The organism is Pseudoalteromonas sp. 19-MNA-CIBAN-0066, from assembly GCF_040308705.1.
GTDB classification, from domain to species: Bacteria; Pseudomonadota; Gammaproteobacteria; order Enterobacterales; family Alteromonadaceae; genus Pseudoalteromonas; species Pseudoalteromonas nigrifaciens.
On the sequence record NZ_JBEONZ010000003.1, the window covers coordinates 83159 to 109055 of the forward strand.

At 39.9% G+C, this 25897-nt stretch carries 23 protein-coding genes; 11 read left to right on the forward strand and 12 right to left on the reverse strand.

The genetic code is table 11. The annotated features are described in order from the left end of the window. Positions 1–39 precede the first annotated feature (39 nt). Both AAEZ18_RS03180 and AAEZ18_RS03185 read right to left on the reverse strand, forming a co-directional pair. The gene (locus AAEZ18_RS03180; RefSeq protein ID WP_140391177.1) at positions 40–1308 is read right to left on the reverse strand and encodes an HlyC/CorC family transporter; all 1269 of its coding nucleotides are present in this window, start codon (positions 1306–1308) and stop codon (positions 40–42) included. Positions 1309–1369: 61 nt separating this feature from the next. Next, the gene (locus tag AAEZ18_RS03185; protein WP_011327630.1) at positions 1370–2176 is read right to left on the reverse strand and encodes a cytochrome C assembly family protein; all 807 of its coding nucleotides are present in this window, start codon (positions 2174–2176) and stop codon (positions 1370–1372) included. Positions 2177–2428: 252 nt separating this feature from the next. On the opposite strand from AAEZ18_RS03185, the gene ffh reads away from it, so the two are divergent. The 5 genes from ffh (at position 2429) to rplS (ending at position 6032) form a co-directional block, all read left to right on the forward strand. Then, positions 2429–3808 (forward strand): signal recognition particle protein, encoded by a 1380-nt coding sequence (gene ffh, locus AAEZ18_RS03190; RefSeq protein ID WP_011327632.1) that lies wholly within the window; start codon positions 2429–2431, stop codon positions 3806–3808. A 261-nt stretch (positions 3809–4069) separates the two neighbouring features. Then, entirely contained in the window at positions 4070–4318 is a 249-nt protein-coding gene (gene rpsP, locus AAEZ18_RS03195; protein ID WP_011327633.1) for a 30S ribosomal protein S16, read from the forward strand. A gap of 17 nt (positions 4319–4335) precedes the next feature. Next, on the forward strand, positions 4336–4872 hold the full coding sequence (rimM, locus tag AAEZ18_RS03200; RefSeq protein ID WP_011327634.1) for a ribosome maturation factor RimM: 537 nt from the start codon (positions 4336–4338) through the stop codon (positions 4870–4872). Beyond that, positions 4872–5639: a tRNA (guanosine(37)-N1)-methyltransferase TrmD gene (gene trmD / locus AAEZ18_RS03205; protein ID WP_011327635.1), complete on the forward strand. Its 768-nt coding sequence runs from the start codon at positions 4872–4874 to the stop codon at positions 5637–5639. Before rimM ends, trmD begins: the two co-directional genes overlap by 1 nt. Positions 5640–5672: 33 nt before the next feature. Then, a complete protein-coding gene (rplS, locus tag AAEZ18_RS03210) occupies positions 5673–6032 on the forward strand; it encodes a 50S ribosomal protein L19 (RefSeq protein WP_011327636.1) in 360 nt (119 codons plus the stop codon). A 548-nt stretch (positions 6033–6580) separates the two neighbouring features. Here the strand turns inward: rplS and AAEZ18_RS03215 are convergent. Next, positions 6581–7414, reverse strand: coding sequence for a mechanosensitive ion channel family protein (locus AAEZ18_RS03215; RefSeq protein WP_086995304.1), 834 nt, complete (start codon positions 7412–7414; stop codon positions 6581–6583). A gap of 306 nt (positions 7415–7720) precedes the next feature. Here AAEZ18_RS03215 and tyrA point away from each other — a divergent pair, with 306 nt between their 5' ends. Continuing rightward, positions 7721–8854 (forward strand): bifunctional chorismate mutase/prephenate dehydrogenase, encoded by a 1134-nt coding sequence (gene tyrA, locus AAEZ18_RS03220; RefSeq protein ID WP_089368941.1) that lies wholly within the window; start codon positions 7721–7723, stop codon positions 8852–8854. Positions 8855–8909: 55 nt separating this feature from the next. Here the strand turns inward: tyrA and AAEZ18_RS03225 are convergent, their stop codons facing one another. Next, the gene (locus tag AAEZ18_RS03225) at positions 8910–10070 is read right to left on the reverse strand and encodes a chorismate mutase (RefSeq protein WP_086997942.1); all 1161 of its coding nucleotides are present in this window, start codon (positions 10068–10070) and stop codon (positions 8910–8912) included. A gap of 439 nt (positions 10071–10509) precedes the next feature. Here AAEZ18_RS03225 and AAEZ18_RS03230 point away from each other — a divergent pair, with 439 nt between their 5' ends. Continuing rightward, positions 10510–13518, forward strand: a complete 3009-nt coding sequence (locus tag AAEZ18_RS03230) for a bifunctional diguanylate cyclase/phosphodiesterase (RefSeq protein ID WP_089367933.1) — start codon at positions 10510–10512, stop codon at positions 13516–13518. 15 nt (positions 13519–13533) lie between these two features. On the opposite strand, the gene AAEZ18_RS03235 is transcribed toward AAEZ18_RS03230, so the two are convergent. Next, complete coding sequence (locus tag AAEZ18_RS03235; protein ID WP_089367934.1) at positions 13534–13863, reverse strand: SUI1 family translation initiation factor; 330 nt, start codon at positions 13861–13863, stop codon at positions 13534–13536. A gap of 130 nt (positions 13864–13993) precedes the next feature. On the opposite strand from AAEZ18_RS03235, the gene AAEZ18_RS03240 reads away from it, so the two are divergent. The 4 genes from AAEZ18_RS03240 to AAEZ18_RS03255 all read left to right on the forward strand — a co-directional run bounded on the left by AAEZ18_RS03240 (position 13994) and on the right by AAEZ18_RS03255 (position 18311). Then, positions 13994–14299, forward strand: coding sequence for an STAS domain-containing protein (locus tag AAEZ18_RS03240; RefSeq protein WP_011327642.1), 306 nt, complete (start codon positions 13994–13996; stop codon positions 14297–14299). A gap of 264 nt (positions 14300–14563) precedes the next feature. Further along, positions 14564–16213: a fused response regulator/phosphatase gene (locus tag AAEZ18_RS03245; protein WP_089367936.1), complete on the forward strand. Its 1650-nt coding sequence runs from the start codon at positions 14564–14566 to the stop codon at positions 16211–16213. A gap of 55 nt (positions 16214–16268) precedes the next feature. Next, on the forward strand, positions 16269–16928 hold the full coding sequence (locus AAEZ18_RS03250; protein WP_089368942.1) for a GAF domain-containing protein: 660 nt from the start codon (positions 16269–16271) through the stop codon (positions 16926–16928). A 189-nt stretch (positions 16929–17117) separates the two neighbouring features. Further along, positions 17118–18311 (forward strand): amino acid aminotransferase, encoded by a 1194-nt coding sequence (locus tag AAEZ18_RS03255; protein ID WP_011327645.1) that lies wholly within the window; start codon positions 17118–17120, stop codon positions 18309–18311. A 272-nt stretch (positions 18312–18583) separates the two neighbouring features. Here AAEZ18_RS03255 and AAEZ18_RS03260 read toward each other — a convergent pair whose 3' ends face one another. From AAEZ18_RS03260 to AAEZ18_RS03290, 7 genes are all read right to left on the reverse strand, one after another. Next, the gene (locus tag AAEZ18_RS03260) at positions 18584–19435 is read right to left on the reverse strand and encodes a Tim44 domain-containing protein (RefSeq protein WP_089367937.1); all 852 of its coding nucleotides are present in this window, start codon (positions 19433–19435) and stop codon (positions 18584–18586) included. A 159-nt stretch (positions 19436–19594) separates the two neighbouring features. After that, complete coding sequence (locus tag AAEZ18_RS03265) at positions 19595–20350, reverse strand: DUF3379 domain-containing protein (RefSeq protein WP_011327647.1); 756 nt, start codon at positions 20348–20350, stop codon at positions 19595–19597. Further along, the gene (locus AAEZ18_RS03270; protein WP_231613562.1) at positions 20350–20865 is read right to left on the reverse strand and encodes a sigma-70 family RNA polymerase sigma factor; all 516 of its coding nucleotides are present in this window, start codon (positions 20863–20865) and stop codon (positions 20350–20352) included. The genes AAEZ18_RS03265 and AAEZ18_RS03270 overlap by 1 nt, the downstream gene beginning before the upstream one ends. Positions 20866–20966: 101 nt before the next feature. After that, positions 20967–22613 carry a BatD family protein gene (locus tag AAEZ18_RS03275; protein ID WP_192532361.1) on the reverse strand — a complete coding sequence of 549 codons (1647 nt, stop codon included), beginning with the start codon at positions 22611–22613 and terminating at the stop codon, positions 20967–20969. After that, positions 22607–24484, reverse strand: a complete 1878-nt coding sequence (locus AAEZ18_RS03280) for a vWA domain-containing protein (RefSeq protein ID WP_182684495.1) — start codon at positions 24482–24484, stop codon at positions 22607–22609. Before AAEZ18_RS03280 ends, AAEZ18_RS03275 begins: the two co-directional genes overlap by 7 nt. Then, a complete protein-coding gene (locus AAEZ18_RS03285) occupies positions 24484–25470 on the reverse strand; it encodes a vWA domain-containing protein (RefSeq protein ID WP_011327651.1) in 987 nt (328 codons plus the stop codon). The genes AAEZ18_RS03280 and AAEZ18_RS03285 overlap by 1 nt, the downstream gene beginning before the upstream one ends. Then, complete coding sequence (locus tag AAEZ18_RS03290; RefSeq protein ID WP_011327652.1) at positions 25463–25897, reverse strand: DUF4381 domain-containing protein; 435 nt, start codon at positions 25895–25897, stop codon at positions 25463–25465. Before AAEZ18_RS03290 ends, AAEZ18_RS03285 begins: the two co-directional genes overlap by 8 nt.

Genomic DNA, 25897 nt, shown 5'->3' on the forward strand with positions numbered 1-25897 from the left:
TAGCCTACAAAAAAGGAGCCAATTGGCTCCTTTTTTAGTTTATTTTTTACGTTTTTTCGGCTGTATTTTAACCAGCTTTATCATGTTTTCTTTTACTTCAAGTACTTCAATAGGGTAGCCGGCAATACGCAAACTTAAATTGGCATCAGGAATGTTTTCTAAATACTCAACTATTAAGCCGCTGAGTGTTTTAGGCCCGTCGAGTGGAAACTCCCAGCCCATTTCTTTATTTAAGTCGCGCACGTTAGCACCGCCATCTACAATGCACGAGCCATCGGTTTGTGTGGTTACTTCTTCGCTTGGCGTACGAGTTTGGGTGGTGGTAAAATCGCCTACCACTTCCTCAAGTATATCCTCTAGAGTAACTAAACCTTGAATGTCGCCATACTCATCTACCACCAAGCCAATACGCTCTTTAGATTGCTGAAACTTTAATAGCTGCGTATTTAGTGATGTGCCTTCAGGTATGAAATAAATTTCACGTACAGCGCGTAGCAACGATGGTTTATCAAATTGCTCTTTTGTAAGTAACCTAAGCGCATCACGCGAATGAATAAACCCCACCGCGTCATCTATGTTATCTCTATATAACAATACACGCGTATGTTGTGCATGAGTCAGTTGGCGGCTAATAAGTTTCCATTCATCGTTAATATCTATGGCCACAATTTCGTTACGTGGGATCATAATATCTTCAACGGTTACTTGTTCTAAATCTAAAATTGAGGTCAACATGCTTTGGTGACGCGCAGGAATAAGTGCACCAGACTCATTAAGTACTGATTTTAGCTCTTCTTTACTCATGCTGTGCTCATCTATTTGTGCCGCACTAATACCAAATAACCGCAATATACCGTTGGTTAGCCAGTTAATAACAACGACAAATGGGAAAAGGATTTTTAGTAATCCTTTAAGCACAACAGAACTTGGGAAGGCAACTTTTTCAGGGTAGAGAGCAGCAAGTGTTTTTGGGGTTATTTCTGCAAAAATAAGCACTACTAAGGTTAACGCACCTGTTGCCACAGCAATACCTAAATCACCGTATAAACGAATACCAATAATAGTAGCAACTTGTGCAGCGGCAATATTAACTAAATTATTGCCGATTAAAATTAAACCAATGAGCCTATCCGGACGACTAAGTAATTTACTGACACGTTTAGCAGCGCGATGATTCTCTTTGGTGAGATGTCGCAGGCGTATACGATTGATTGACATAATTCCGGTTTCTGAGCCAGAAAAATAAGCAGAAAAAAGTACCAAAAAACCTAAAATGATAAACAAGGTACTGGTCGATATGGCGTCCAACGATGGATCCTTTTATTATAAACTAGCGTGTATTAGGCTAGAGTGAGTTAGTAGAGTCAAGTTAAAATTTATTTAGAATAACTTCTTGTATAAAACGACTGCCAAAATAAGCCAGTGTAAGAATAAAAGCAGCAACCATAATAGCAATAACCACAGGTTTACCACGCCAGCCTTTTTTCATATGGCCAAGCGCAATCACAGCAAAAATACACCATGCAACAAGCGATAATATCGTTTTATGGATAAATTGAGTAGCGAACATACCATCGAGAAATACAAATCCCGACAATAGTGCCAAAGTGAGTAATATAGTACCTAAGTTAACCAATTGATACAGTTGGCGTTCAACCACCATTAGTGGTGGTAAATGGCTGTGTACAATAGCTAAATCTTTACGCTTTAAGCGCTTATCAATAAAGTAAAATTGTACGCCATATAAAGTAGCAATAATTAAAATACAGTAAGCGAGTAATGATAACGAAATATGGGTTACTAAGCCCACATCAACATCAATACTTTGCAGTAAAATATGGTGTGGTATAAACAAGCTTGCCATAGTTAATAGTGCAGCAAAACCGTACACGACCGGCAATAGTAAGGTAGCCGGAAACTTTAACGATACCGTAGTGACAGAAATCACAATAACCCAGCAAGTTAAAAGCGCCACATTGACAATACTTAAATCTTGTCCGTCTGCTCTAAAAACCGAATTTACTAACAACAGCATGTGCGCCAAAATGGCCACAGTACTCAATATAATAGTTAGCTTTTGGCTAGGGCCTTGTTGATGAAACAACCGTGAGAGCACGTAAGACGTTGCTAACACATAAAATAAACTGGCAATAATAGTTAAGCTAATAATCAGCATTGTGCTTGGGCCACTTAATTTGAGTCAAATAATTAATGATTGTTATATAGCCATTGTATTTTATAGCAAAGCAAATGCATAGACCTTAAAAAAAGAAACTCAACAAGCTGCACTTGAACACTGTATTGTAAGGCACCATTTACGGTATACTGCTTTTAATTGAAATTTAATAATATTAATTCTATTAATATAGCGCACAGAGTTAAAGGCGCTTTAATTGGGTTGGTATAAACGTCTTATCGGAACCGTAATATGTTTGAGAATCTCCAAGAACGATTAGGTAAAACCTTAAAAAACATTAGTGGCCGTGGCCGCCTAACAGAAGAGAATATTAAAGACACTCTTCGTGAAGTGCGCATGGCATTTTTAGAAGCCGATGTGGCGTTGCCCGTTGTTCGCGATTTTGTAAAACAAGTTAAAGAGCGTGCGGTAGGTGTTGAAGTTACAAAAAGCTTAAGTCCAGGCCAAGTATTTGTAAAAATAGTACGTGAAGAACTCGAAAAAGCCATGGGTGAAGCCAACGAAGAGCTAAGCCTAAATGCACAACCCCCTGCTGTTGTTATGATGGCGGGTCTGCAAGGTGCTGGTAAAACCACCAGTGTTGCTAAACTGGCTAAGTTTTTAAAAGAGCGCAAGAAAAAATCAGTACTTGTAGTAAGTGCCGACGTATACCGCCCTGCAGCAATTAAGCAACTAGAAACGCTCGCTGCTGAAGTGGGTGTTGATTTTTTCCCAAGTGATATTTCGCAAAAGCCGGTTGATATAGCAACCGCAGCTATTTCTCATGCGAAAAAGAAATTTATTGATGTGGTATTAGTCGATACTGCAGGTCGATTGCATGTTGATAGCGACATGATGGATGAGATTAAAAATCTTCACAAAGCAATTAACCCAATCGAAACCTTGTTTGTTGTAGATGCAATGACAGGTCAAGATGCGGCAAATACAGCTAAAGCATTTGACGAAGCCCTGCCACTAACTGGTGTTATATTAACTAAAACTGATGGTGATGCACGCGGTGGTGCTGCTTTATCTATTCGTCATATTACCGGTAAGCCAATTAAATTTATGGGTGTGGGTGAGCGCATTGATGCACTTGAGCCTTTCCACCCTGACCGCATAGCGTCACGTATTCTAGGCATGGGTGATGTACTTTCATTGATCGAAGAAGTCGAAATGAAAGTAGATAAAGAGCAAGCTGCCAGAGTCGCTGAAAAAGTATTTAAAGGCGCTGGTTTTACCCTTGATGACTTTGCGGATCAACTTAAGCAAATGAAAAACATGGGCGGCATGATGTCGATGCTAGATAAATTGCCAGGTATGTCTAACTTACCCGATGCTGTTAAAGGCCAAATGGGCGATAAAACCTTCATTCAAATGGAAGCCATTATTAGCTCAATGACAAAAAAAGAGCGCGCCCGTCCAGAAATCATTAAAGGGTCACGTAAAAAACGTATTGCAGCAGGTTCTGGTACGCAAGTACAAGAAATTAATAAACTACTAAAACAGTTTACCCAAATGCAAAAAATGATGAAAAAAATGAAAGGCAAAGGTGGCATGACCAAAATGATGCGCGGCATGAAAGGTATGTTACCGCCGGGAATGATGGGTGGCGGTGGCCCTAAATTTTAAAGTTGAGTTTAACGTTAGCTTAAATGTAACGATATAAAATATATGAAAAGGAGCAAATGGCTCCTTTTTTGTTGAATAAATTATGCGTGCTAAACGCTATTAACGCTAATTTAAAGTTGGGATCACGCTTTAACCTACTAAACTGGCTTTTAGCATCACTTCTTACTTGCATTGTTGCTAAAAACTCGTACAATTCCCCAGCTCCCCATTCTGGGGAGTAAATCTTATTAATGAAAACAGTCAATCTTTATAGAGGACGGTATGGTAACTATTCGTTTGCAACGTGGTGGCGCTAAAAAACGCCCTTTCTATCAAATTGTGGTTGCGGATAGCCGTTTCTCGCGTGACGGTCGCTTCATCGAGAAAGTAGGCTTTTTTAACCCAATTGCTGCAGGTCAAGAAGAAAAAATTCGTTTAGATTTACCACGTGTTGAACACTGGGTAGGTCAGGGCGCGTCTCTTTCAGATCGCGTAGCTAAGTTAGTAAAAGACGCTCGTAAAGCGGCTTAATAGGCGTAAGTGTAACCATGAGTCAAGAGAACACCTCATCAATAATTGTCGTAGGAAAGCTCGGTGCCCCGTATGGTATAAAGGGCTGGCTTAAGGTACATTCATTTACTGATGATCCCGCAGGGATCTTCGATTTCAGCCCGTGGTTGATAGGGCAGCAAGGTAAATGGCAGACCTTAGAAGTGGTCGACTGGCGTCGCCACAACAAAGGCTTTATCGCTAAATTTGCGCAAGTAAACGATCGAGACGAAGCAGTGGCTTATACCCACGCAGAAATCTCAATGGATTCAGCGCAATTACCAGAACTCCCGCAAGGTGAGTTCTATTGGCGAGATCTCATTGGCATGTCGGTTGTAACTGATAAAGGTTACGATTTAGGCATTGTTGATGACCTAATGGAGACAGGGTCAAATGACGTACTGGTTGTTAAAGCAAACAGTAAAGACGCATTTGGTCAAGCAGAGCGTTTAATTCCGTTTTTAACTGATACAGTTATTATCGAAGTTAAACACGACGCAAGAGAAATTACCGTAGACTGGGATCCAGGGTTTTAATGACGCAAACGAGTTCATTATGGGTAGGGGTGATAAGCCTTTTTCCTGACATGTTTGACGCTATTACAGACCAGGGTGTTACCGGTCGCGCAGTAAAAAGTGGCTTAATTGATTTTAACTGCTGGAATCCGCGAGACTACGCTTTAGATAAGCATAGAACCGTGGACGATCGTCCTTACGGGGGCGGACCAGGTATGTTAATGATGGTTGAGCCATTAAAAAAAGCGATTGCCGAGGCTAAAAAAGCTGCAGGTGATGGTGCTAAAGTAATTTATATGTCCCCACAAGGGCGCAAACTAGATCAGCAAGGAGCTAGCGAACTCGCAAGCTCTAAAAAACTGATTTTGATTGCCGGTCGCTATGAAGGTATAGATGAGAGAATAATAGAGTCATACGTTGACGAAGAATGGTCAATTGGTGATTTTATTTTGAGTGGTGGTGAACTACCAGCCATGACATTAATTGACGCAGTAGCGCGATTAGTGCCTGGCGTATTAGGTCATAACCAATCAGCAGAACAAGACTCATTTTCGGATGGCTTGTTAGATTGTCCTCACTATACACGGCCAGAAACATTGGACGACAAACAGGTGCCTGCTGTATTGCTCAGCGGAAACCACCAAGAGATAGCAAAATGGCGGCTTATGCAGTCATTAGGCAGAACTTGGCTACGCCGTCCTGACTTGTTGCATAACCTAGCTCTGACTGAGGAGCAAGCGGTATTACTCGCGAAATTTCAGCAAGAGTACCAAAAAGCTTGTGGCTAGAAGACAGTTACACCTAGGAAAGTGAGAAACATAATGGCAAAAGTAAACCAAAATATTATTAAAGCGCTTGAAGATGAGCAGCTTAAAACAGACGTACCTGCATTCGGCGCTGGTGATACAGTAGTTGTACAGGTAAAAGTAAAAGAAGGTGCTAAAGAGCGTCTACAGGCCTTTGAAGGTGTTGTAATCGCTAAGCGTAATCGTGGTCTTCACTCAGCATTCACAGTTCGTAAAATTTCGAACGGTGAAGGCGTTGAGCGTGTATTCCAAACGCACAGCCCTCTTATTGATAGCGTAACAGTTAAGCGTCGCGGTGCAGTTCGTCGTGCTAAGCTTTACTATCTACGTGAGCGTTCTGGTAAATCTGCACGTATTAGAGAAAAACTTAACTAATACGCGCTGTTTATCAACGCAAAAAAACGGGTTGCATCCTTCGGGTTGCAACCCGTTTTGGTTTCTATAACATAAAATTTCAGGCTAAATACTAAAGCTTAAACCACAGCTGTCGGACTAGGAGTCGCACTGTCGTAATATTCACCAGTATAGTTAGGCTTCCTTTATTGCTAAACACAAAGTGCACCTCGATAAATTTTTATCAATATGTGTTTTAAACACCTTTTCAACTTACCCGCAGAATACGTAATAACCCAATTAACGCCAGTATGAGCATAACTTTGCTCAAGCAAAACTTAAGCTAAATATACCTAAGCCAAATAAAGCACAGAAAATAAAAATTTGGCAGATGAATTATAGTATTTAACCTTGAACTCTGGTTATTTAAGGAAGTAGGGTGATGAAAATAGCTCAAAAAGTGGAGCCAAGTGTAACTAGGTATAACTTGAAGGGGTATTGGATGGGCAGTAAGGATTGCGGTAAGGGCGCTTTATACGACCTTACCGCGACTAAGTTATTAGGCTAGTTGAACCTATGCACAATACAAATTACTTAACGTTATGAACATGTACATCGCGTTGTGGGAAAGGAATAGAAATACCTTCTTTATCAAACGCTTTTTTCACTTTTTCTTGCATATCCCAGTAGTAAGGCCATAAGTCACCTGTTGCAACCCAAGCCCGAAACATTAAATTAACTGAGTTATCGCCAAGGCTGGCAACACAAATACGTGGTGCCGGATCTGTTAAAGAGCGCTCGTCTTCTTCAAACAGGCGTTTTAAGATAGCTTTTGCCGTATCTATGTCGTCGTTATACGAAATTCCAAAGGTCATATCACAGCGGCGTTTGTCATAAATACTTACGTTCACTAGTGTCGCATTCGATAGGCTACCGTTTGGAATAACAATGCGGCGGTTATCGAAGGTATCTACTACCGTGTATAAAATTTGAATTTCGACGACTGCGCCCATAAAGCCCTGTGCTTCGATAGTATCGCCAACCTTGAACGGTTTAAAAATTAGCAACAGCACACCGCCAGCAAAATTAGCTAGACTGCCTTGCAGTGCAAGACCTATTGCCAGGCCTGCAGCACCAATCACCGCGATGAATGAGGTGGTTTCGATACCTACCATAGAGGCCACCGAAATAAGCAGCATAATTTTCACTACAGCGCTAATTAAGCCACATAAAAACTTGTTTAGTGTTGGATCTTTTTTGCCTAGTCGATTATCTAAAACCTTAACAAAGCGGTTGATCAGCCATAGGCCAACCAGTAAAGTAATAATAGCGAGCACAAATTTTGGTGCGTAAGTCATAACGAGTGATATGGCTTGGTCTATTAATTGTGAAGCGTCTACATCTGTTCCTAAAACTTCTTCCATTTTATGGATCCTGTTTATTTTAATTACTATATGAATAATATAAGAATAAACGTGATAACTCTACTATGCAACAAATGCAGGCTTTTTAGCTTGCTAATTTACTTTTATTGACTGCGGCTTTTAGGGTAAATAATTAATATTTACTTTAAAGGTATTCGTTGCTTCTCAAAGTATTGTTTTTCAATTTAACCTTTTACTTATTTAGTCTTTTATCAGGCTATTGATCCTGTTAGTATTTATCGTATTGATTAGTTTACTTTAATGTAAACTTAAGTTGGCGTTTTTGCTTTTTAAGGTGGTATGCAAGTGGCGGATATAAATGATTTAGCCCAGTTAAGAGTGGGTATTGATGAGTGTGATACACAGTTGGTGGCACTGCTGGCAAGGCGTAATTCGCTTACTCAAAAAATTGGCGCAATAAAGCAGCAAACTGGTGCGCCACTTCATGCACCCGATCGTGAAGCTGATTTATTAGCTGCAAGGCGCCAAGAAGCAATTAATCAGGGAGTAAGCCCAGAGTTAGTTGAAGATATTCTTAGGCGTATGATGCGCGAAGCGTATCAGAATCAGCAAGCTAAACTTGCATGTGCTGCACCGCATTTATCACCCATTGTTATTGTGGGTGGGCAAGGTGCTATGGGGCAATTATTTGCTAAGCAATTTCAGCGCTCTGGTTACGAAGTAAAAACCCTTGATAAGCAAGATCAAGCAAACGCTGCAGCAATTTTAAAAGGCGCTAAATTAGTACTATTAAGCGTACCTATTAATGCGTTAGAAACTGTAGTTGCTGAACTACCTAAGTTAGATGAAGGCTGTTTATTGGTAGATATAACATCGGTTAAGCAAGCGCCAATTAAAGCACTAAAAGCAGCGCATAGCGGCCCAGTTGTAGGTCTGCATCCTATGTTTGGCCCAGATATTTCGCACTGGGTTAAGCAAACAGTGGTGGTGTGTGAAGGGCGTGACCACGATGTTGCACAGGGCTTGTTAGCACAGTTGCAAGTGTGGGGTTGCCAGCTAGTTGAACTTGATGCGAAAAAACATGACGAAGCAATGCAAATAATTCAGGTAATGCGCCATTTAACCACCTTTGTATATGGGCAGTTTTTAGCAAAACAAAGCCATACATTAGCGGAGTTACGCAGCTGTTCATCACCTATTTATCAATTAGAGTTAATGATGGTTGGGCGCTTATTTGCGCAATCGCCAGAGTTATATTCAGATATTATGTTAGCGCAATTTGATAACGTAGAGAGCTTACTGGCGCAGTATCAACAGACTTTTGCAGACACACTTAAAAAGTTAAAAGCAGGAGATAAGCCCGCGCTTATTGATGCCTTTGCTGATGCAAAAGCTTATTTTTCAGATTCGACAGCGCACTTTTTAACCCAAAGTCGCAGCCTGTTAAATAAAGCGAATGACGCAAAAGTGCTAGATTAAAACAGAAAAACAAAAAAGGGCTTAATTAAGCCCTTTTTACATTATAAGCTGCGCGTTATTGCGTATTTACACTCACAGCTTGGAGCGTTTCGCTTTGATAGCAGCCTAAAATACGTACATACTGAGTGTATTCTTTTAGCTCCTCTAATGCATTTTTTACTTGGCTGTCGGCAAGGTTTGCTTCTAAGTCGACGTAAAATACTTCTTCCCATGGGTTACCCGGCATAGGGCGAGACTCTAACTTAACCAAATTAATTTTATGTTGTTTAAAAATCATTAATGCATCGGCAAGTGAACCAGCCTGCTGTTTAGTGGCCATAATTAAACTGGTTTTAGTGGGTATTTGCTTTGATACCTGTAATGGCTTACGCGCTACAACAATAAAGCGGCTGTGGTTTTCGCTTTGGTTTGCTAAGTTAGATTTAATCACTTCTAGGCCTACATTTTTACCTGCTTGGGCAGAGCCAATAGCGGCACTATTTGGCGTATTTAGTGCTGATTGCAGGGCACTTGAAGTTGAGTCGCAGGTTTCGTGTTGCAGCTCACCAAGGCCTTGTAAAAAGCGGCTACATTGAGCAAACGGTTGCGGGTGAGCAAATATTTTTGTAAGTTGGCTAAGCTCAGTATCTGGGTTGGCAAGTAAACAATGTTCAACACTGTGCGTTACTTCACCAACAATAGACACTTGTGCATGTTGTAGTAAATCAAATACTTCGTTGATACTGCCTGAACTGGTGTTTTCAATAGGCAGCAAACCAAAATCGGCTTGGCCGTTTTCTACTTTACCGGTAATTTCGTCAAATGAGCTACAGCCTATTTCAACTAACTTACCTGGGCGACGGCTAAAGTATTTATGACAGGCCAACTGGCTGTATGAGCCTTGCCCACCTAAATACGTAACACGATGGGTTTCGCTTAACGCATCCGGGTTAAGGTTTTTTTGCAGCATAGCTTGTTGATGCAATACAGAGTCTTCTAAAATAGTTTGAAAAACATTATTTACGTAATAGGCGTCTAACCCTAACGATTTCCCATAACCTATCAGCTTTTCTAGAAGTGCTAATTCACGAGCTTCATCACGAATCGGTTTATTGTTCGCTATTTTATATTCCACCACACCATGGCTAATACGACGTCGTTTGGCTAGTAAAACCAGTAAATCAGAATCTATCTCATTTATATCGTGTCGAAGTGTATTTAGTACATCATTGCTCATTTGGCTTTCCTCATTCCAAAAGTATGCTGTTCATACAGCAAAAACAAAAAAGCCTCCCGGTTGGGAGGCTTTGCTATTCGATTGATTTTATCTCACAAACAGTTCAGCCTCTTCTATATAAAGAAGCTAAAAAACGAAAAAAAAGTAACTGCGTAAGTAATGTTCATGCTGATAATGTATGGAGAGTTACTGTTAATGTCAACAGCGCTTTTGTTAAATAACTTAAGCTCTGAAAAATAAATCTATCACTAGTGGCTATTTTCAAGGTTAACTGTGTTGGATTTACTTGTAATAGGCCGTGATTGTTGCATAAATTTGTCTTGTTCCCTTTGTTTTTTTTATATAGTTTACAAATAATTTATAAATATGATCTTGGATCTGGTATATTTCAATTACTGGTTCAAATAATAATAATTATTAATAATAAAAAGGTTAGCCTGTGGTGTATCGACGCCCCCCATCTCGTTTCGGGATAAACTCACTTAGCGTCAAGTTGTCATTGTTGATTTCTGCAATATGTTTAATTGCTGGAGTGTGTGCGGCCGCGTTAATGCTCAAATCTGAAGAAAAACAACTGGTTTTTGAAGAGCATGAAGTATTAAAAGAATCTAACGAATTACTTATAAAACAATTCAAAAACTTACTAAACACTAAAATTAAAGTTGCTCAGCAAGCAAATATAGTCGTGGGTGAGCAGCTATTTAGTGATCAGTCATCGTTAATAAGTAATAAAGTAAATACACTGCAATTAAATAATGACGGTACGATACGCAGTGCCTCTACTGATGGGCTTTCGGCTGCATTTATCCCACAAACTAGCTATACACCTTTTTATAAACAATTAATATCAGACTCTGAAACGCTCTGGAAAATTATATCGCCACCACTAACTCAAGATTTTTTTAATTTTTACCTTATTACTAAAGATAACTTTATTCGCATAGCGCCGCCTAACGAGGCTTTAAATGCGCCAGCTAATTATACATTTACACAAAGTACGCGCTTTAATTACGCTAAGGCGCTTACTAATCCTCAACATAGGCCTGTTTGGTCTAAAGTTTATTACGATACTATATGGCATAAATGGGCTATTAGCTTAACGGTTCCTATTTATAAAGAGGGTGAGTTTTTAGGTGTTACTGGCAGTGACATCGCGCTAAAAACATTAATATCGCAATTGCCAATTGGCGGAAAAGAAAAACAGTTAGTGGTATTTGACAGCCAAGGGCAGTTATTAGCGCACCCCAATTTAACCCAATCAAGTTATGCACAATATGGTAAAGCAGGTAAAAAACTACTCCCTGAGGACTTTATTGATCCCACATTACAAGTAATTGTAGATGATGCGATTAAAATGCAACGGTCTGAATATGCCGACTCATTCAAATTAAATAATGAAGCGTATATTATTAATATTCATAAAATAGATGGCTTAGATTGGTATGTAGGGGTATATAAAAAACGTTCTTCAACATTCTCAGCATTAGCAGATTTAAAGATGAAGTTTTTTGGGCTATTTATACTCTATGCCATTTTAGTCGCCTTACTCTTACATCAAGCACTTTATCAGCTAGTACTTAGGCGTATACATTCTTTGGTTTATGCCGTTACAAACTTTGGTCAAGGCCAGTTACAAATAGAATTTCCAAAAGAAAACAAAGATGAAATAGGCACTCTCAACGGCTCATTTAAAGACATGACCATTGAAATTAGAAAGCTAATAGATGGGCTTAACCAGCGTATTATTGAAAAAGAAATTGCAGAAAAAGCAGCCAGGCGACTATCCAAAGCCGTGGCGTTTTCTGGTACTGGTGTGGTGATCACCGATAAAAACTTTGTCATTGAATACGTAAACCCTAAAATGCTTGAAATGACCAGCTTTTCAGAGGAACATTTTAATCGAGCGCCTTTATTAAGCATTATTGCAAGCGAAATGGCTATATTAATTGATGATATAGATGTTGATTTACGCAGTCGTAATTGTTGGCGTGGCGACACCTTAATTGAAAGCAATAATAAAGCGCCTATTTGGGTTTCTTTAAGTATTTCACCTATTCGCGAAGATGACGGAACAATTACCAGTTACGTAGCCTCTGCGCAGGATATTTCGTTTGTTAAAGAAAGCCAGCGTAAAATGGAACAGCTTGCTTATTTTGATACTTTAACAGGACTTGCTAATCGAACATTTTTTAGAATGCAGCTGCGTAAATCGATGGCGCTCGCTGAACGCGGGCATTATGCCTTTGCATTGTTTTATTTTGATTTAGATGAATTTAAACGTATTAATGATACCTTAGGCCATAATGCAGGCGATCAATTACTCGTTGAAGTTGCAAATAGATTAAAGCAACGCCTAAGAGCCGAAGATACTATTGCGCGTTTAGGCGGTGATGAGTTTGCTATATTACTCAGTGGCATTGAGCATCAAGAGCATGCAACTCAAGTGGCAAATACGATTCAAAAAACCCTTAATGAGCCTATTCAACTTGGCAGTAACGAAGTTATTATTAGTGCCAGTATAGGCATTACTATGGCCCCATACGACAGCCAAGAAGAAGACCAACTGTTAAAGCATGCCGACTTAGCCATGTATGAAGCAAAAGCAAAAGGGCGTAACACCTTTCATTTTTATAGCCAAGAGCTCAATACTGCTGCAAATGAACGCTTGTTTATTGAAAACGAGCTACGCCAAGCTATAAAAGATAAACAACTCACGGTTTATTATCAGCCGCAGATTGATAGCCGCACTCAGCTTATAGTGGGTTACGAAGCATTGTTACGCTGGTTTCATCCAACAGAAGGGGCGATTGCACCCACTAAATTTATACCTATTGCAGAAGCTACCGGTTTAATTGTTGAACTGGGAGAGTGGGTATTACACCAAGCATGTAATTTTGCAGTTAAGTTAGAGCGCCAAGGTAGAGCGAGTAATATTGCGATTAACTTATCGGCCAGACAGTTTAAAGATGCCAGCTTATTACCTACACTGAAAAAAATAATAGCCAGTACACAGGTGTCGGCTAAAAGCCTACATTTAGAATTAACCGAAAGTATGCTGATGGGCAATGTAGAAGCTGCTATAGCACAACTACATGAATTAAAGGGACTCGGGGTTTCTATTTCTATAGATGACTTTGGTACTGGTTACTCTTCATTAAGTTACTTGAAACGTTTTCCGGTGGATATTCTTAAAATTGATCGCTCATTTATAAAAGATATTCCAGATGATAATAATGATATGGCAATAACAGCGGCAATTATAGCCATGGCGCAAAAGCTAAAACTCGATGTGGTTGCCGAAGGGGTAGAAACCGTTGAGCAAGTAGAGTTTTTGAAAAATAACAATTGCTTTATAGTACAAGGGTATTACTTTAGCCCGCCAATTGCAGAGCGCGATTTACCCACGCTTTTTGAACGATTGGAGCAAATGGCGAAGGACGAAAAATAAAATTAAAATGCGGGTTTAACCACCCGCAATTTTTACTTTAAAGGTTAAGCTTTCTAAAATAGCTTTTAGTTTATCGCGATCATCACCTTGTACTTCAATAAGACCGTCTTTTACTGCGCCGCCTTGGCCCATTTTACTTTTAAGTGCTTTAGCTAATTTTTTTAAATCATGCTCTTTAGGATCGACTCCAACTACCAGCATAACGCCTTTGCCTTTGCGTCCTTTTGTTTGGCGCTCAATACGCACAAACCCGTCTTTAAATAGTTTACCTGCAACTTCTTTCTCTGGTTTTGGTTGCTCTATTCGCCCCGTTTGTGTTGAATATACTAAGTGACTATCGCTCATCATTACCCTATACAAAAATTGAATCAAACAATGGCGTAAATAATAGCAAATTTGTGTATTGATGTTTTTATTTTTGCTAATTAGTTTTAAACAGTTATATTTGATTCAAAGAATATTAATAGGACATAATATGAGTTTAACTAAAAGTATATCGGCCGATGCAGCTACGTTAACAATACATATAAAGGGTAAGTTTGACTTTAATTTAGTGCAATCTTTTCGCCAAGCGTATGCGCAAATAGATAAAAGCATTACTAAAGTAATTATCGACCTAAGGGAAACCGATTACATGGACAGCTCAGCATTAGGTATGCTGCTAAATATGCAAAAAAGCATAGATACACAGGTCAATAAATTTGAGATCAGCAACTGCCAACCACAATTAAAAAAAATATTACAAATATCTCGGTTTGATAAGAAGTTTGATATTAACTAGGGCCTGTTGACCTTTCAGGATTAAAATTTGTTCAATCTAGGGGCGATTAAATCGCGGCGCGAGGTTTGTAACCTAGTGGGCTAAGTAAAAACCGAACAACAAAGAGTTAATCGTCCCTAGAAAGAACCCAAAGGGCAGCGCATGTTTGGCATTTATGCTGCGTTATCGCCTATTTATGGGGAATAACCACACTACATAGGCTCTGCTTTGCCTAAATACCAAACATACTGCTGCAAATTTAACCTCGAAAGATAAACAGGCCCTATGATGCATATTTTAGTTGTTGATGATCAAGCCCTTAACCGAATATTACTGCAAAGGCTATTAACACAAGAAGGCTATACAGTTTCTTTGGCGTATAATGGTGTTGCCGCTCTAAAGATACTCGCGCAAACCCCAATTGATATTGTGCTACTTGATGTAGTAATGCCTATTATGGATGGCTTTGAAACGGCAAAAATAATAAAACAACGCTTTAACGATATTCATTTACCTATTATTTTTATTACGGCACTGGATGATCACGCCAGCTTTGAGCGTTGTTTAGCGGTTGGCGGTGATGACTTTATTCAAAAGCCGTTCGAAAAAGTAATTTTACACGCCAAAATTAAAGCCCACTGCAGAACCCGTGAATTAAGTAAAAAGGCTAACCAGCAAAAAATATTACTTGAGGAGCATCAAAATCAGCGTGAGCGAGAGTATGAAATTATTGAGCATATTTTTAATAACTCCCTCGAAAATCAAGATCAATTTAAAACCCACCTCGATTTTAATTTATCGCCTGCCACCATGTTTAACGGCGATATGTTTTTAGTCGCGCAAAGTCCTATAGGTAATTTATATTGCATGTTAGGTGATTTTACCGGTCATGGTTTAGCGGCGGCAATAGGCGCTTTACCTGCATCGCGTGTGTTTTACACTATGGTTAAAAAAGGTATGGCGTTACACGACATTGCCCGCGAATTAAACTTATTATTATACAATTTACTGCCCGGACATATGTTTTGCGCTGCAACTATTATAGAGCTAAGTGTATCTGGTAAAAGTATATCGGCATGGCTAGGCGGACTTCCCGATACTTACTTAATAGATAAGCAAGGTAACCTTAAAAAAACGCTCGAATCGCAACATATGGCATTGGGTATATTAAACAATCAAGAGTTTGAACATGAGGTTATTCACTTTGAAGTAAATGAGCAAACACGGCTTGTACTTGCAACCGATGGCATAATTGAAACAACGAATAAACAAGGTGTTTTTTTTAGTGAACTACGCTTTATCGAAACCTTAAAAATGAACCCGATGATCAGCAGCGAAAACATCGTTAATAGCGTAAGTCAGTTTGCTGATGGTACTAAACAACAAGACGATATAAGCATAGTGTTACTCAATTGTTTACCACTAAGTGTAAAGCCGGAACCCAGAGAGGCATTTTCTAAATTAGCGTTTAATATGTCATTGAGTTTAGATTCGAAGCAAATAAAAAACACCGATCCGGTTTATGATTTAGTAAATATGCTCAGCAGTATTAGTGGCTTAAAAGCACATAGAGCGAATATATTTTTACTCCTATCGGAGGCATACAATAATGCGCTTGATCATGGTGTACTTAAATTAGACTCACAATTAAAAACTCAAGATGATGGCTTTTTTAAATATTATGAATTGCGCGCAAAAAAACTTGCAGAACTTAGTAATGCAAAACTCTCTATAGATGTAAGTTACTGCCCTGATAGCTTGAACTTATACTTTATTATTTGCGACAGCGGCTGCGGGTACACTCACCAGCAAGATACCCTGTTTAATGACGCAGCTGAGTTTGGTCGCGGGCTGTCACTGCTTGACGAAATAGCACAGAGAGTGACTTATAACAGCAGTGGGAACCAAGTTGAAATGTGTTATAAGTTGAGCTAGCACTGTAAAAAAATCCATGCTAATATTTGCACACTATAGAAGTATGGATGGCCAAATGATTAGTTCCTATTTACAACAAGCACAACTCAGTGCTGACACCCGTTTAATTTCAGCAGAGCTAACAGCGCTTGAGCAAGCACTTGCAAGCACTAGCTTGCCTGAAGTTCGCTGGCATTATCAAATTCCACAGTTAGGTGAGGGCGGAGCATGTAGTTTATTTGGTTATCTGCAAGATGAACCGTTTAAGTTAACTACTTACGTAACTAACAATGAGCAAACGCACACTAAGCTTGCTAACTTACAGGCTATTGTAAACTACATACAGCAGCAAACTGGGGTTGATTGGTATGGTATTTATCAAACTCACGATACTGCACAGGGTAAACAGCTTTTAAAGTTAGCTTATCATGGCGCGCCAAGTAGGCCGCTTTTTCCGCTTACAGCCGATTTTGCCGCGGGCAGTAACAACGTGCAAGTTGCGCTCTCTAAAACGGGCCGTATTATTAATAATGTTGAGCAATACTTAAGCCAAGGAGGGGAGTATTATACTTGCGACCCAAAGGTTAAGTCTGAGGTGTGCTTACCTTTATTTAATAGGAGTGGTGAATGCGTAGGAATTATTGATGCTGAGGCGTTTCATAATGATTTTTTTGATGAAAAAGTACTCGCAGTCCTAATTGCATGCTGTATTAAAATTCCTCAATTTTTAGTTTAAATAACAAAAATAGACTATGTTGAGGTTTTTAATAATGATTTTTTGCATGCACAAGGTATTAACTGTATTAATGGCATGCTGTATTAAAATTCCTCACTTTTTTGTACCAATAACACTAGTCAACCTAGCGTGTTTTTATGATAAGCTTAAGCTCACACCAACCCCCTAAATAATGATAAGAGATAGTCAATGTTCTCAGTATTAAAACCATTACCCACAGATCCTATTCTTGGCCTTATGGCGGCCTATAAGCAAGATACTAACCCTAATAAAATTGATTTAGGTGTGGGTGTCTATAAAGATGAGCTAGGCAATACACCGGTACTTAAAGCGGTAAAAAAAGCAGAAGCGTTTCGTTTAGAAAATGAAACCAGCAAATCTTATATTGGTTTAGCGGGTAATTTAGATTACTGCCAAAAAATGGAAAGCTTACTATTAGGTGAGCACAAAACATTACTAGCTAACCGTGTACGTACGGCGCAAGCGCCAGGTGGTACTGGGGCATTACGTGTTGCTGCTGAATTTATTATGCGTTGTAATCCAAAAGCAACAGTGTGGGTAACTACGCCAACATGGGCTAATCATATTAGCTTATTTGAAGCAGCGGGCTTAACAGTAAAAGAATACCCTTATTACGATTACGAAAATAAAGACTTATTATTTGATGAGATGATCAACACACTTAAGCAAGTGCCTAAAGGCGATGTGGTTTTACTACATGCGTGTTGTCATAACCCAAGTGGTATGGATTTAAACGAAGCACAGTGGAAGGTAGTTGCTGAGCTTGCAAAAGAAGTGGGCTTTACGCCGCTTGTTGATATTGCATACCAAGGTTTTGGCTCTTCACTAGAAGAAGATGCACGTGGTTTACGTATTTTAGCTGACGCAGTTGAAGAGTTAATTATTTGTTCTTCATGTTCTAAAAACTTTGGTCTTTACCGCGAACGTATTGGTGCGTGTTCACTAATTGCAAAAGACAGCGCAACTGCTGATATTTCAAACTCAGTATTACTTAGTGTTGTACGTAGTATTTATTCAATGCCGCCAGCGCATGGTGCTGACATTGTAAATACAATTTTAAGCAGCACTGAGCTTACGCAAATGTGGCATCAAGAGCTTGATGAAATGCGTAGCCGTATAAATGGTTTACGTACACAAATTAAAGAAACACTAGCGACTAAAGACATAGCGCAAGACTTCTCGTTTATTGAGCGTCAGCACGGTATGTTTTCTTTCTTAGGAATTAATAAAGAGCAAATTACTCGCCTACAAAAAGAGTACGGCATTTATATTGTTGGCTCAAGTCGTGTAAACGTAGCGGGCGTGAGTGATGCAAATATTGAATACTTTGCAAATGCAGTTGCCGACGTATGTAAATCATAATAGTTAACCTGAACTCTGGTTAAGAGATTTACTAACATATTGAATCATCGTTATATTTAATTTTATTTTCTCTAGCCAGAGGTTTTCAGTGAAAACAAGGCGAATTTACGCGTCAATAGCTGGCCTATTGCAAGTAAATTCAACGCAGTTAGCGCTGAAAACAGCTGCTTGAGATAAGTTTATTATCCGGAGCTCAGGTTAGTTAAATTATTTAACTAAAAAACCGCACAACCTTAGGTTAGTGCGGTTTATTTTTGCCTCGTATTTAGAGCCTATGCGTCTATTAAATCTTCAACGCCAACAATCAGCCAAGGTGCATCAGTAAGCGTTAAACGCTCTAAATGCCAAATTTCTAAAATAGGTTGTTCTTGTTTATCTGCTAAATCGCGATACTTACCTTTAAAGCGTACGCTTACTTGCCACTTGTCAGTCAGCGTATCTGCGCGTACTAGTTCTGCATCTATAAACATCACTTCAGTAGCTACGCTTGTAATTGCTTCGCGCTCTGCTTTAAATTCGGCCACTAATTCAGGGCTTAAATACTCAGCCATAGTGTGATAATCAGCTTCGTTCCACGCATTTTGTAGTGTGTGGTAATGCTCACGAGCACCTTGTAAAAAGCCGTTTGTATCAAAGCCAGGCGGTAAGTTAAAAGGCACATCGTCGCCGTGCGCAGTACTATTAGCAAATCCTGTACTTGTTGTTTGTTCATGCTCAATAGGTGCTTGTTTAAATGCATTTTGTGACATGCCAGCACTGGCCAGTTGAGGCGACTGCCTTGCGCGCATAAAGCCACGAACAAGTTTAAATATTATAAAGGCTGCACCCGCAAGTAAAATCATCTCTAGCAGCTGAAACCCTTCAAAATCACCACCTAACATAGCAGCAATTAAGCCACCAGCAAGCAGTCCACCAAATACACCCGCCATAATGCCTTTTTTATTAGATGCTGGCTTTGCCGCAGGCGCAACTGCCTTGGTATCTGTTTGTTGCTTTTGTGCGGTTTGTTGCGTAGCTGGAGTTTTACCACGTTTGCTACTACCAAACTTTTTACGTGCTTGTGCATCAAAGCTTGCAGTCATTAGCAAGGCCAACAAAGATAAAATAACGACAAAATTCTTCATGAAAATCCTTAAATAAAATAAAGTGTCGATTATACCTATAGAAATATTATTTACTTTAAAAATCAGTTGGCTGGTTGGTAATATTTAAGGGGCAGGAGTAAATTACTAAACATTAAGCGCACCGCTTAGCTGGTCTAAGCGGTGCGAGAAGCTACAAGGTTACAGCCAGCGAATAGCGCCAGAAACACGTTCATTATACATATTCACCGGCGCACCTAAGCTGGCAATTAATACGGTATCGGCTTGTTGGCCTCTATTAATATGGCCTTCAAATCTGTCATCATGAAAGTCATCAGAGCCCATTTCAAACACTTTATTTTTAGTTGGCACAATAAATACCGTCATAGGGCCAAAGTCAGATTCAAACACTAAATGTATGCCTTTCTCCCCTTTAAAGTCACAAAACATAGCGTAAGTAATTTTACCGGGTAGCTCACTTAATTGTCCGCCAAGTAAGGCGAGCTTTTCATTCACGCTTTGCAGGCTAATTGCTTGTGTTTTATCGAGAGAATTTATTTCGTGATAAACGTGGGCTAAAGCATGCTCACCTGCGCCATAGGTATTTTGCTCAGAACTAAAAAAGAATGCACTTATAGTAACAACAAACGAAGCGGCTAGGGCTAAATGTACTCGGTCAAACTTAAAGCGCGATCGCGATGCAATAACGTTTTTATTAGCCGGTATTTGCGCTTGTTGCTGTGCTTTTTCTTTTAAAGAGGTGTTTAAAAGAATTCGCTCGGCTAGGTTTTCAGGTACCGGAACGTCATTAGCTGCACTTTGTAAATATTTATCGAAATCTTTCATGTCGTTAATAAACCGTTGTCGCTCTGAGTTGTCTTTAGCAAACTCGGTAAGCTCATTGTCAATATCGTTTGGCTGCGCAATAGTGCGGCGACGAAACTCAAGCTCATCCATTATTTTGATGCCCCTTTAAGTTGCTCATCATCACGGCTTAAAGCCTCTTTAAGTTGGTTTCTAGCACGGTATAGACGTGTCATTACCGTGTTTTTATTTAAATCGAGTATATTTGCAATTTCTTCGCCTGAGCAGCCCATTACTACTTGCAGTAATAACGGCTCTTTGTATTCATCAGGCAAGAGTGCAATTTGGCGCTGAATAACAGTTTGCTCCATTTCATCGTCTAAAGAGTGGCTGCTTTCATCAACCAATAATTCATCTTCTATATCGCTATAATCAAATTGTTTGCGCTCAAATCGTCGCGCGTTTTCGCGACGTAAAATCGTAAGTAACCACGACTTTGCTGCTTTTTGATCCAGTAAAGAGTCGAGCGAGCGCCAGGCACGCAAAAATGTTTCTTGTACTAAGTCATCGGCAATGTGTGGATCACGGCATAACCAATAGGCAAAGCGGTAAAGCTCTTTATGGTAAACATGAACCAAGGCTTCGTAGCGCTTTTGCTTTTGTGCCATATCAATTAAGACCTGATTATTCGATTTTTTATTTCCAAACATAAGTTCTTTTTTTAGTTAAATATTATTTAATGTAATAAAAGGCCTATACGCATTAAAATTTAATGGTAAAGGTCTTTTAATACAGCTTGTTGCGACTTTAATGTTTGAGCCTGATACTTTTTAAGTAATTTAACTATAGCTGTAAGATCGCTGGTTGTTTTTTTATTACTGTATAATTGTGTTTGTAACTGCATCACGTTATTAGTTAGTTCTGCATCATTAATAGCACGGCATAAAGTATCAATAGCGCCCATATTTTGCTTAGTTACTGTTTTTGCATATATATTTAATGCGCTATAAAACATTTTTGCATCGTTTTTATTTGCTGCATGTAATAAGTTTTTCAAACTAGGCAGCGCGGGTGTTTTGTCAGTTGTAGTTGCTACATGCGCATTATGAGTAGAACGGCTTAACCAATAAAAAATTGCAGTCACAATCCATAATAAATAGCCCAGTACAGCAACAATTATTAACCATAATGGTGTTGAGCTTTGTACTTGCAGCGGATTAGTTGCATCTATACTATTTTGTCCTGCTGCTTGGTTATTGGTATTTTGCGAATCATTTATAACCACAGGATTAGCAGCATTGCTACTAGGGATCACAGTAATAGTGCGCTCTGGTAAAGTAGCAAAGCTAATACGATTTATTTTAGTGTTATACCAAGGCAGTTTTATTTCGGGCAGCGTATAGGTGCCGGGTGTTTGTGGTAATAAAGCATAAGAGGCAATTTGCTGCGATACTACACGGCCATTACGCACCGCATTGTTATTTTCTTTTTGATCTGGGTAGCTACGGATCCCTGTAATGTCGGGCATTGATATTTCGGGGAGTTGCTCTTTGGTTACACCAAGTGCCGTTAAGGTAATTGTGCGTGTGATAGGAGTGCCTACCTCAACAGTATTATCCTCTGGTTGCCATTGCTCATCTAAACTTACTAACTCACTAGGCAGCCAAGCGCCATTGTAATTACTTGGAATAGGCTTTATTTCTATTTGCTGATCATTGCCAAGTGCCGATACTTCTAACTGGCGGTAATTTTGTTGCACACGGCCTTGAAAAGCTGGGCCGGCAATAGTGTAGTCACCACTTTTTTGCGGCTGAATTAAATACTCTCGAGTAATGACTAAGTAACGTTTACCGTCAACCAGTTCATAATCTTCCGTTTGTTTACCTAGTTGGCTAAGTTGTGCATTTTCCATGCTAGGCGTGCCTAAACTGCCGTCGAGTAGCTCTTTGGCTAAATAAAGTTTAAGCGTATAAACACCGGCTTCTTGTACAAACAAAGATTTACTTGAGAGCGATGTTTTTAAAAATATATCGTTATTTTTATCGGCATCAGCTGCGCGCTTGGCTACTTTTAAAGTAATAGGCTGCGAGCTAAGCCCTGCAACAGTAAACGACGGTATAGTGTATTCACCTTCACGGCGGGTCATTAGTTTAACTGACCAGGTAGTTTGCTTGTTCATACTGCCATTTATAATATTGGTGCGAGTACTTAAGCTAGTAGGGCCAACCACAAAGCTTTTTAACAGCATTGAGGTATCGGGTTGTTCATCTTTAATTGTGTCGTCTACTGTAATATTAAGAATAAAAAACTCACCCGCTAACACCGGGTTTTTATTTACACTGGCTTCGAGTTTGGTGGCAGCCATCAATGGCATCGCACTTAATAGCAATAAACAGCAAAATAATCGCATTACCATGACTTTTCTACTCCTGTGGGGCGACGTTGATATTGTCTTTTTTGGGCTTCTAATTGCATTTTGTTCCGTAATAAAATAGCGGGATCGTCGGGCACTTTTCGCAGTAACTGATTAAGCTGCTGTGCTTGTTCTTTTTCTTCGTTAGTCAGCTCACTGGCTTGTACTGCTTGCGCTTGTTGCTCGGCAGTTTGTTGTTGCTCGTCGGGCACAGGTTCGTTTGCAGCCTGTGGCTCACTTTGTTGCTCAGCGTTATCATTTGGCTGTTCGGCTGGTTGATTTTCACTTTGCTCGTTTTGCGGCTCAGCTTGCATGTCAGGTTTATTTTGTTGATCAGCTTGCTCTTGTGCTTGCTCAGAGTCTTTATCCGATTTATCGTCACTGTTTTTTTCACTGTCGCTTTGCGCTTCGCCTTGCTCATCATTTTGTTGCTGATCTTGCTTGGCTTCATCAGAATTTTGCTGTTGGTTTTGCTCATCACTTTTTTGCCCGTCTTGTGATTCGTCACCGCCTTGGTTTTGTTGCTCTTGCTGCTGATTCAGTAATTGCTCAACCAGTGCTTGGTTGTCTGCGGCTTGTGTAAAGTTAGGGTGTAATGCTTGAGCTTGTTGATAAGCATTAATTGCTTCCTCTAGCTTGCCCGCTTTAGCAAGTGCGTTACCAAAGTTATAAAAACCGGTTGCCGATTTATCATCACTAAATTGATTAACCGCGGCCTCAAAGTTCCCTTGCTGATAAAGCGCAGCGCCTTTTAATTGGCTCGATTGGGCTGTTATTGCTTGCTCATAATCTTTATTGTTATAAGCATCAAGCGCTCGCTGATCGGTGTTTTTTAAAACTGTGGGCAGCTCTACGGCATACGCATTTTGCTGTGGTAAAAAGCTAAACACTAAAAACACACTCAGCAAAGCCGCACGTCTAAATAAATAAAGGCTTAAAGGTAGTAGCAGTAATAAGCCATAAATACCGGCGTCTATACGCCAAAGCGCATGGTTTTGTTTTTCATCTTTTAACAACTCACCATTAGCGCTAGGTGCAAAAACAGCAATGTCGGCGCTACTTGGCTGATAACTAGCAAATTTACCGCCGCTGTTTGTAGCTAAACTTTTTAGCTGGCTGGTATTAATAGTCGGCACTACAATTTGCCCGTAGTGGTCTTTTAAAAATCCGCCTTCGGGTAGTTTAATTGGCGCACCTTGGGCGGTGCCTACACCGTAGATATTTAATCGGTATTGGGTGTTTTTAGTAAAGGTGCTCACCTCACTTTGCTCTTGCTGATCAATGCCGTCGGTTATTAAAATAATATCGCCGTCTAGGTAACCGGCTTGTCCTAATAGCTCTTTTGCTATATCAAGGCCAGCTAAAACATTAGAGCCTTTGTCGGGCATTATTTCTGGGCTTAAGCTAGGTATTAGGTTTTCAAGTGTAGTGGCGTCGTTGGTTAGCGGTGAAATGGTATAAGCACTGCCTGCATAGGCTACTAGCGCTGTGTCGCCTTCTTTAAATAAATCAATCATATCGAGGGCTTTAAAACGCGCCTGCATTAATCTATTTGGCAAAATATCTGTGCTGTACATAGAGTACGACATGTCCATAACAATAACGCGAGCATTTTTGCTTTGAAACACAGGTACTTGTTTTTCTTCAAAGCTGGGGCCGGCACTAAATATAATCCCTAAGCTACAAAATAGCGCTAGTAACCAAAGTGGCTGGTTAGTTTTAGTGCTTGCGTCGCTCATAATAAACTGTGCTAAATGCGGTGCAATTAGCTGCTCATTGCTGGCTTTTTTGCGCTTAATTAAGGCAACAAAAAATAACCCAGCTGCGGGTATAAGTAACCATAAAATAGCAGGGCGAATAAATTCAAAATCCATTAGTTAGGCTCCTTTATTGCGCGCAGGGTTGTTAACATTACTTTTAAGCTAATTAGCAAAATAGCGATTAATAACGGCAAGTAAAATAATGAGCTTTGCGGGCGAAAGGTTTGCTCATCTACACTAATGGGCTCTAATTTGTCTAGTTCGGCATAAATTTGCTGTAAACCGGCTACATCTTTAGCTCTAAAGTACAAGCCGCCAGTTTGCTCGGCTATGCGTTTTAATAACCCTTCATCTATTGTGTCGCCGCTCATACCGCCCATATTAAATAAACTAAACCCACGAGGATTATCTGAGCCAACGCCAATGGTATACACTTTTATACCAGCATCGCGGGCAAGCAGTAGGGCTTCTTCGGGTTTTAAATTACCCGCAGTGTTTTGCCCGTCGGTTAGCAGCACCACAATACGATTGCTTTTATCTTTGTTTGCAAAACGTTTTACCGACAACCCTAAAGCATCGCCAATGGCAGTGGCGCGGCCAACTAAACCAATTTGTGCCTCAGAAAGCATTTTACTTACGGTTTTTACATCACGCGTAAGGGGGGTTTGTAAAAAGGCGGTGTCGCCAAATAAAATAAGGCCGAGCCTGTCGCCTTGGCGCTGCTCTATAAAATCAGTTAATACCGCTTTAACCATAGTTAAGCGGTCAACATATTGGCCATTGTAAGCCATGTCTTGCTCGGTCATAGAGCCTGATAAATCAACCGCCAGCATTATATCGCGGCCTTCGTTTGGCATTGAAATAGGATCATCTAACCAAGTAGGGTTTGCCGCAGCTATTACCAGTAATAGCCATATAACCCACTCGAACGGAGTTAAGCGCCGTGCATGAGCTTCAACGCTTTGGCTGGTTAAGTTATGTTTGGCAAAGCTTGGGATCCGCAGTCGAGTGTGCGCATTGTTTACAGCCGGTTTTAGTAATAATAGTAATAAAGGCAGGGGGAGTAATATAAACAGCCATGGCCAGCTAAATTCAAACATTAACCACTTCCTTTAACTTAAATTGCTTAATTGCTTGGCGAAACTTATTTTCTAGCGCGCTATTGTTTTGCTCAAGATTATAAACACTGAGAATTTCTTGTTCACTAAAACTTAATCCGGTTAGTGTATTAAGCGTATTACACCACTGCTTGGTAGATTGCGTAGCAAGGCGTTTATCGTAATAGGCGATGACTAAGCGTTTTAAAATAATATGTAATTGCTGAGGATCAGTGTGCTGTTGGCTTAAATTAACCGCGAAGCGTTTTGGTTGTTTAAATTTATAACGCTTATAAGCCATATAAATTGCGGCGCTTAGCAGCAATAACAAAACGGCAATAATAACCCACCAAGCAGGGGCAAGTGGCCACCAATTTACTTGGCTTGGCGCTATTATGTCGTGTAGGCCATCAAGTGGAGACGTTTGCAT

Coding starts and splice junctions, on each gene's coding strand:
- AAEZ18_RS03185 (WP_011327630.1), bottom strand. CDS start 2,176: ATGCTGATTATTAGCTTAACTATTATTGCCAGTTTATTTTATGTGTTA.
- ffh (WP_011327632.1), top strand. CDS start 2,429: ATGTTTGAGAATCTCCAAGAACGATTAGGTAAAACCTTAAAAAACATT.
- rpsP (WP_011327633.1), top strand. CDS start 4,070: ATGGTAACTATTCGTTTGCAACGTGGTGGCGCTAAAAAACGCCCTTTC.
- rimM (WP_011327634.1), top strand. CDS start 4,336: ATGAGTCAAGAGAACACCTCATCAATAATTGTCGTAGGAAAGCTCGGT.
- trmD (WP_011327635.1), top strand. CDS start 4,872: ATGACGCAAACGAGTTCATTATGGGTAGGGGTGATAAGCCTTTTTCCT.
- rplS (WP_011327636.1), top strand. CDS start 5,673: ATGGCAAAAGTAAACCAAAATATTATTAAAGCGCTTGAAGATGAGCAG.
- AAEZ18_RS03215 (WP_086995304.1), bottom strand. CDS start 7,414: ATGGAAGAAGTTTTAGGAACAGATGTAGACGCTTCACAATTAATAGAC.
- AAEZ18_RS03225 (WP_086997942.1), bottom strand. CDS start 10,070: ATGAGCAATGATGTACTAAATACACTTCGACACGATATAAATGAGATA.
- AAEZ18_RS03235 (WP_089367934.1), bottom strand. CDS start 13,863: ATGAGCGATAGTCACTTAGTATATTCAACACAAACGGGGCGAATAGAG.
- AAEZ18_RS03240 (WP_011327642.1), top strand. CDS start 13,994: ATGAGTTTAACTAAAAGTATATCGGCCGATGCAGCTACGTTAACAATA.
- AAEZ18_RS03245 (WP_089367936.1), top strand. CDS start 14,564: ATGATGCATATTTTAGTTGTTGATGATCAAGCCCTTAACCGAATATTA.
- AAEZ18_RS03250 (WP_089368942.1), top strand. CDS start 16,269: ATGATTAGTTCCTATTTACAACAAGCACAACTCAGTGCTGACACCCGT.
- AAEZ18_RS03255 (WP_011327645.1), top strand. CDS start 17,118: ATGTTCTCAGTATTAAAACCATTACCCACAGATCCTATTCTTGGCCTT.
- AAEZ18_RS03260 (WP_089367937.1), bottom strand. CDS start 19,435: ATGAAGAATTTTGTCGTTATTTTATCTTTGTTGGCCTTGCTAATGACT.
- AAEZ18_RS03265 (WP_011327647.1), bottom strand. CDS start 20,350: ATGGATGAGCTTGAGTTTCGTCGCCGCACTATTGCGCAGCCAAACGAT.
- AAEZ18_RS03270 (WP_231613562.1), bottom strand. CDS start 20,865: ATGGCACAAAAGCAAAAGCGCTACGAAGCCTTGGTTCATGTTTACCAT.
- AAEZ18_RS03275 (WP_192532361.1), bottom strand. CDS start 22,613: ATGGTAATGCGATTATTTTGCTGTTTATTGCTATTAAGTGCGATGCCA.
- AAEZ18_RS03280 (WP_182684495.1), bottom strand. CDS start 24,484: ATGGATTTTGAATTTATTCGCCCTGCTATTTTATGGTTACTTATACCC.
- AAEZ18_RS03285 (WP_011327651.1), bottom strand. CDS start 25,470: ATGTTTGAATTTAGCTGGCCATGGCTGTTTATATTACTCCCCCTGCCT.
- AAEZ18_RS03290 (WP_011327652.1), bottom strand. CDS start 25,897: ATGCAAACGTCTCCACTTGATGGCCTACACGACATAATAGCGCCAAGC.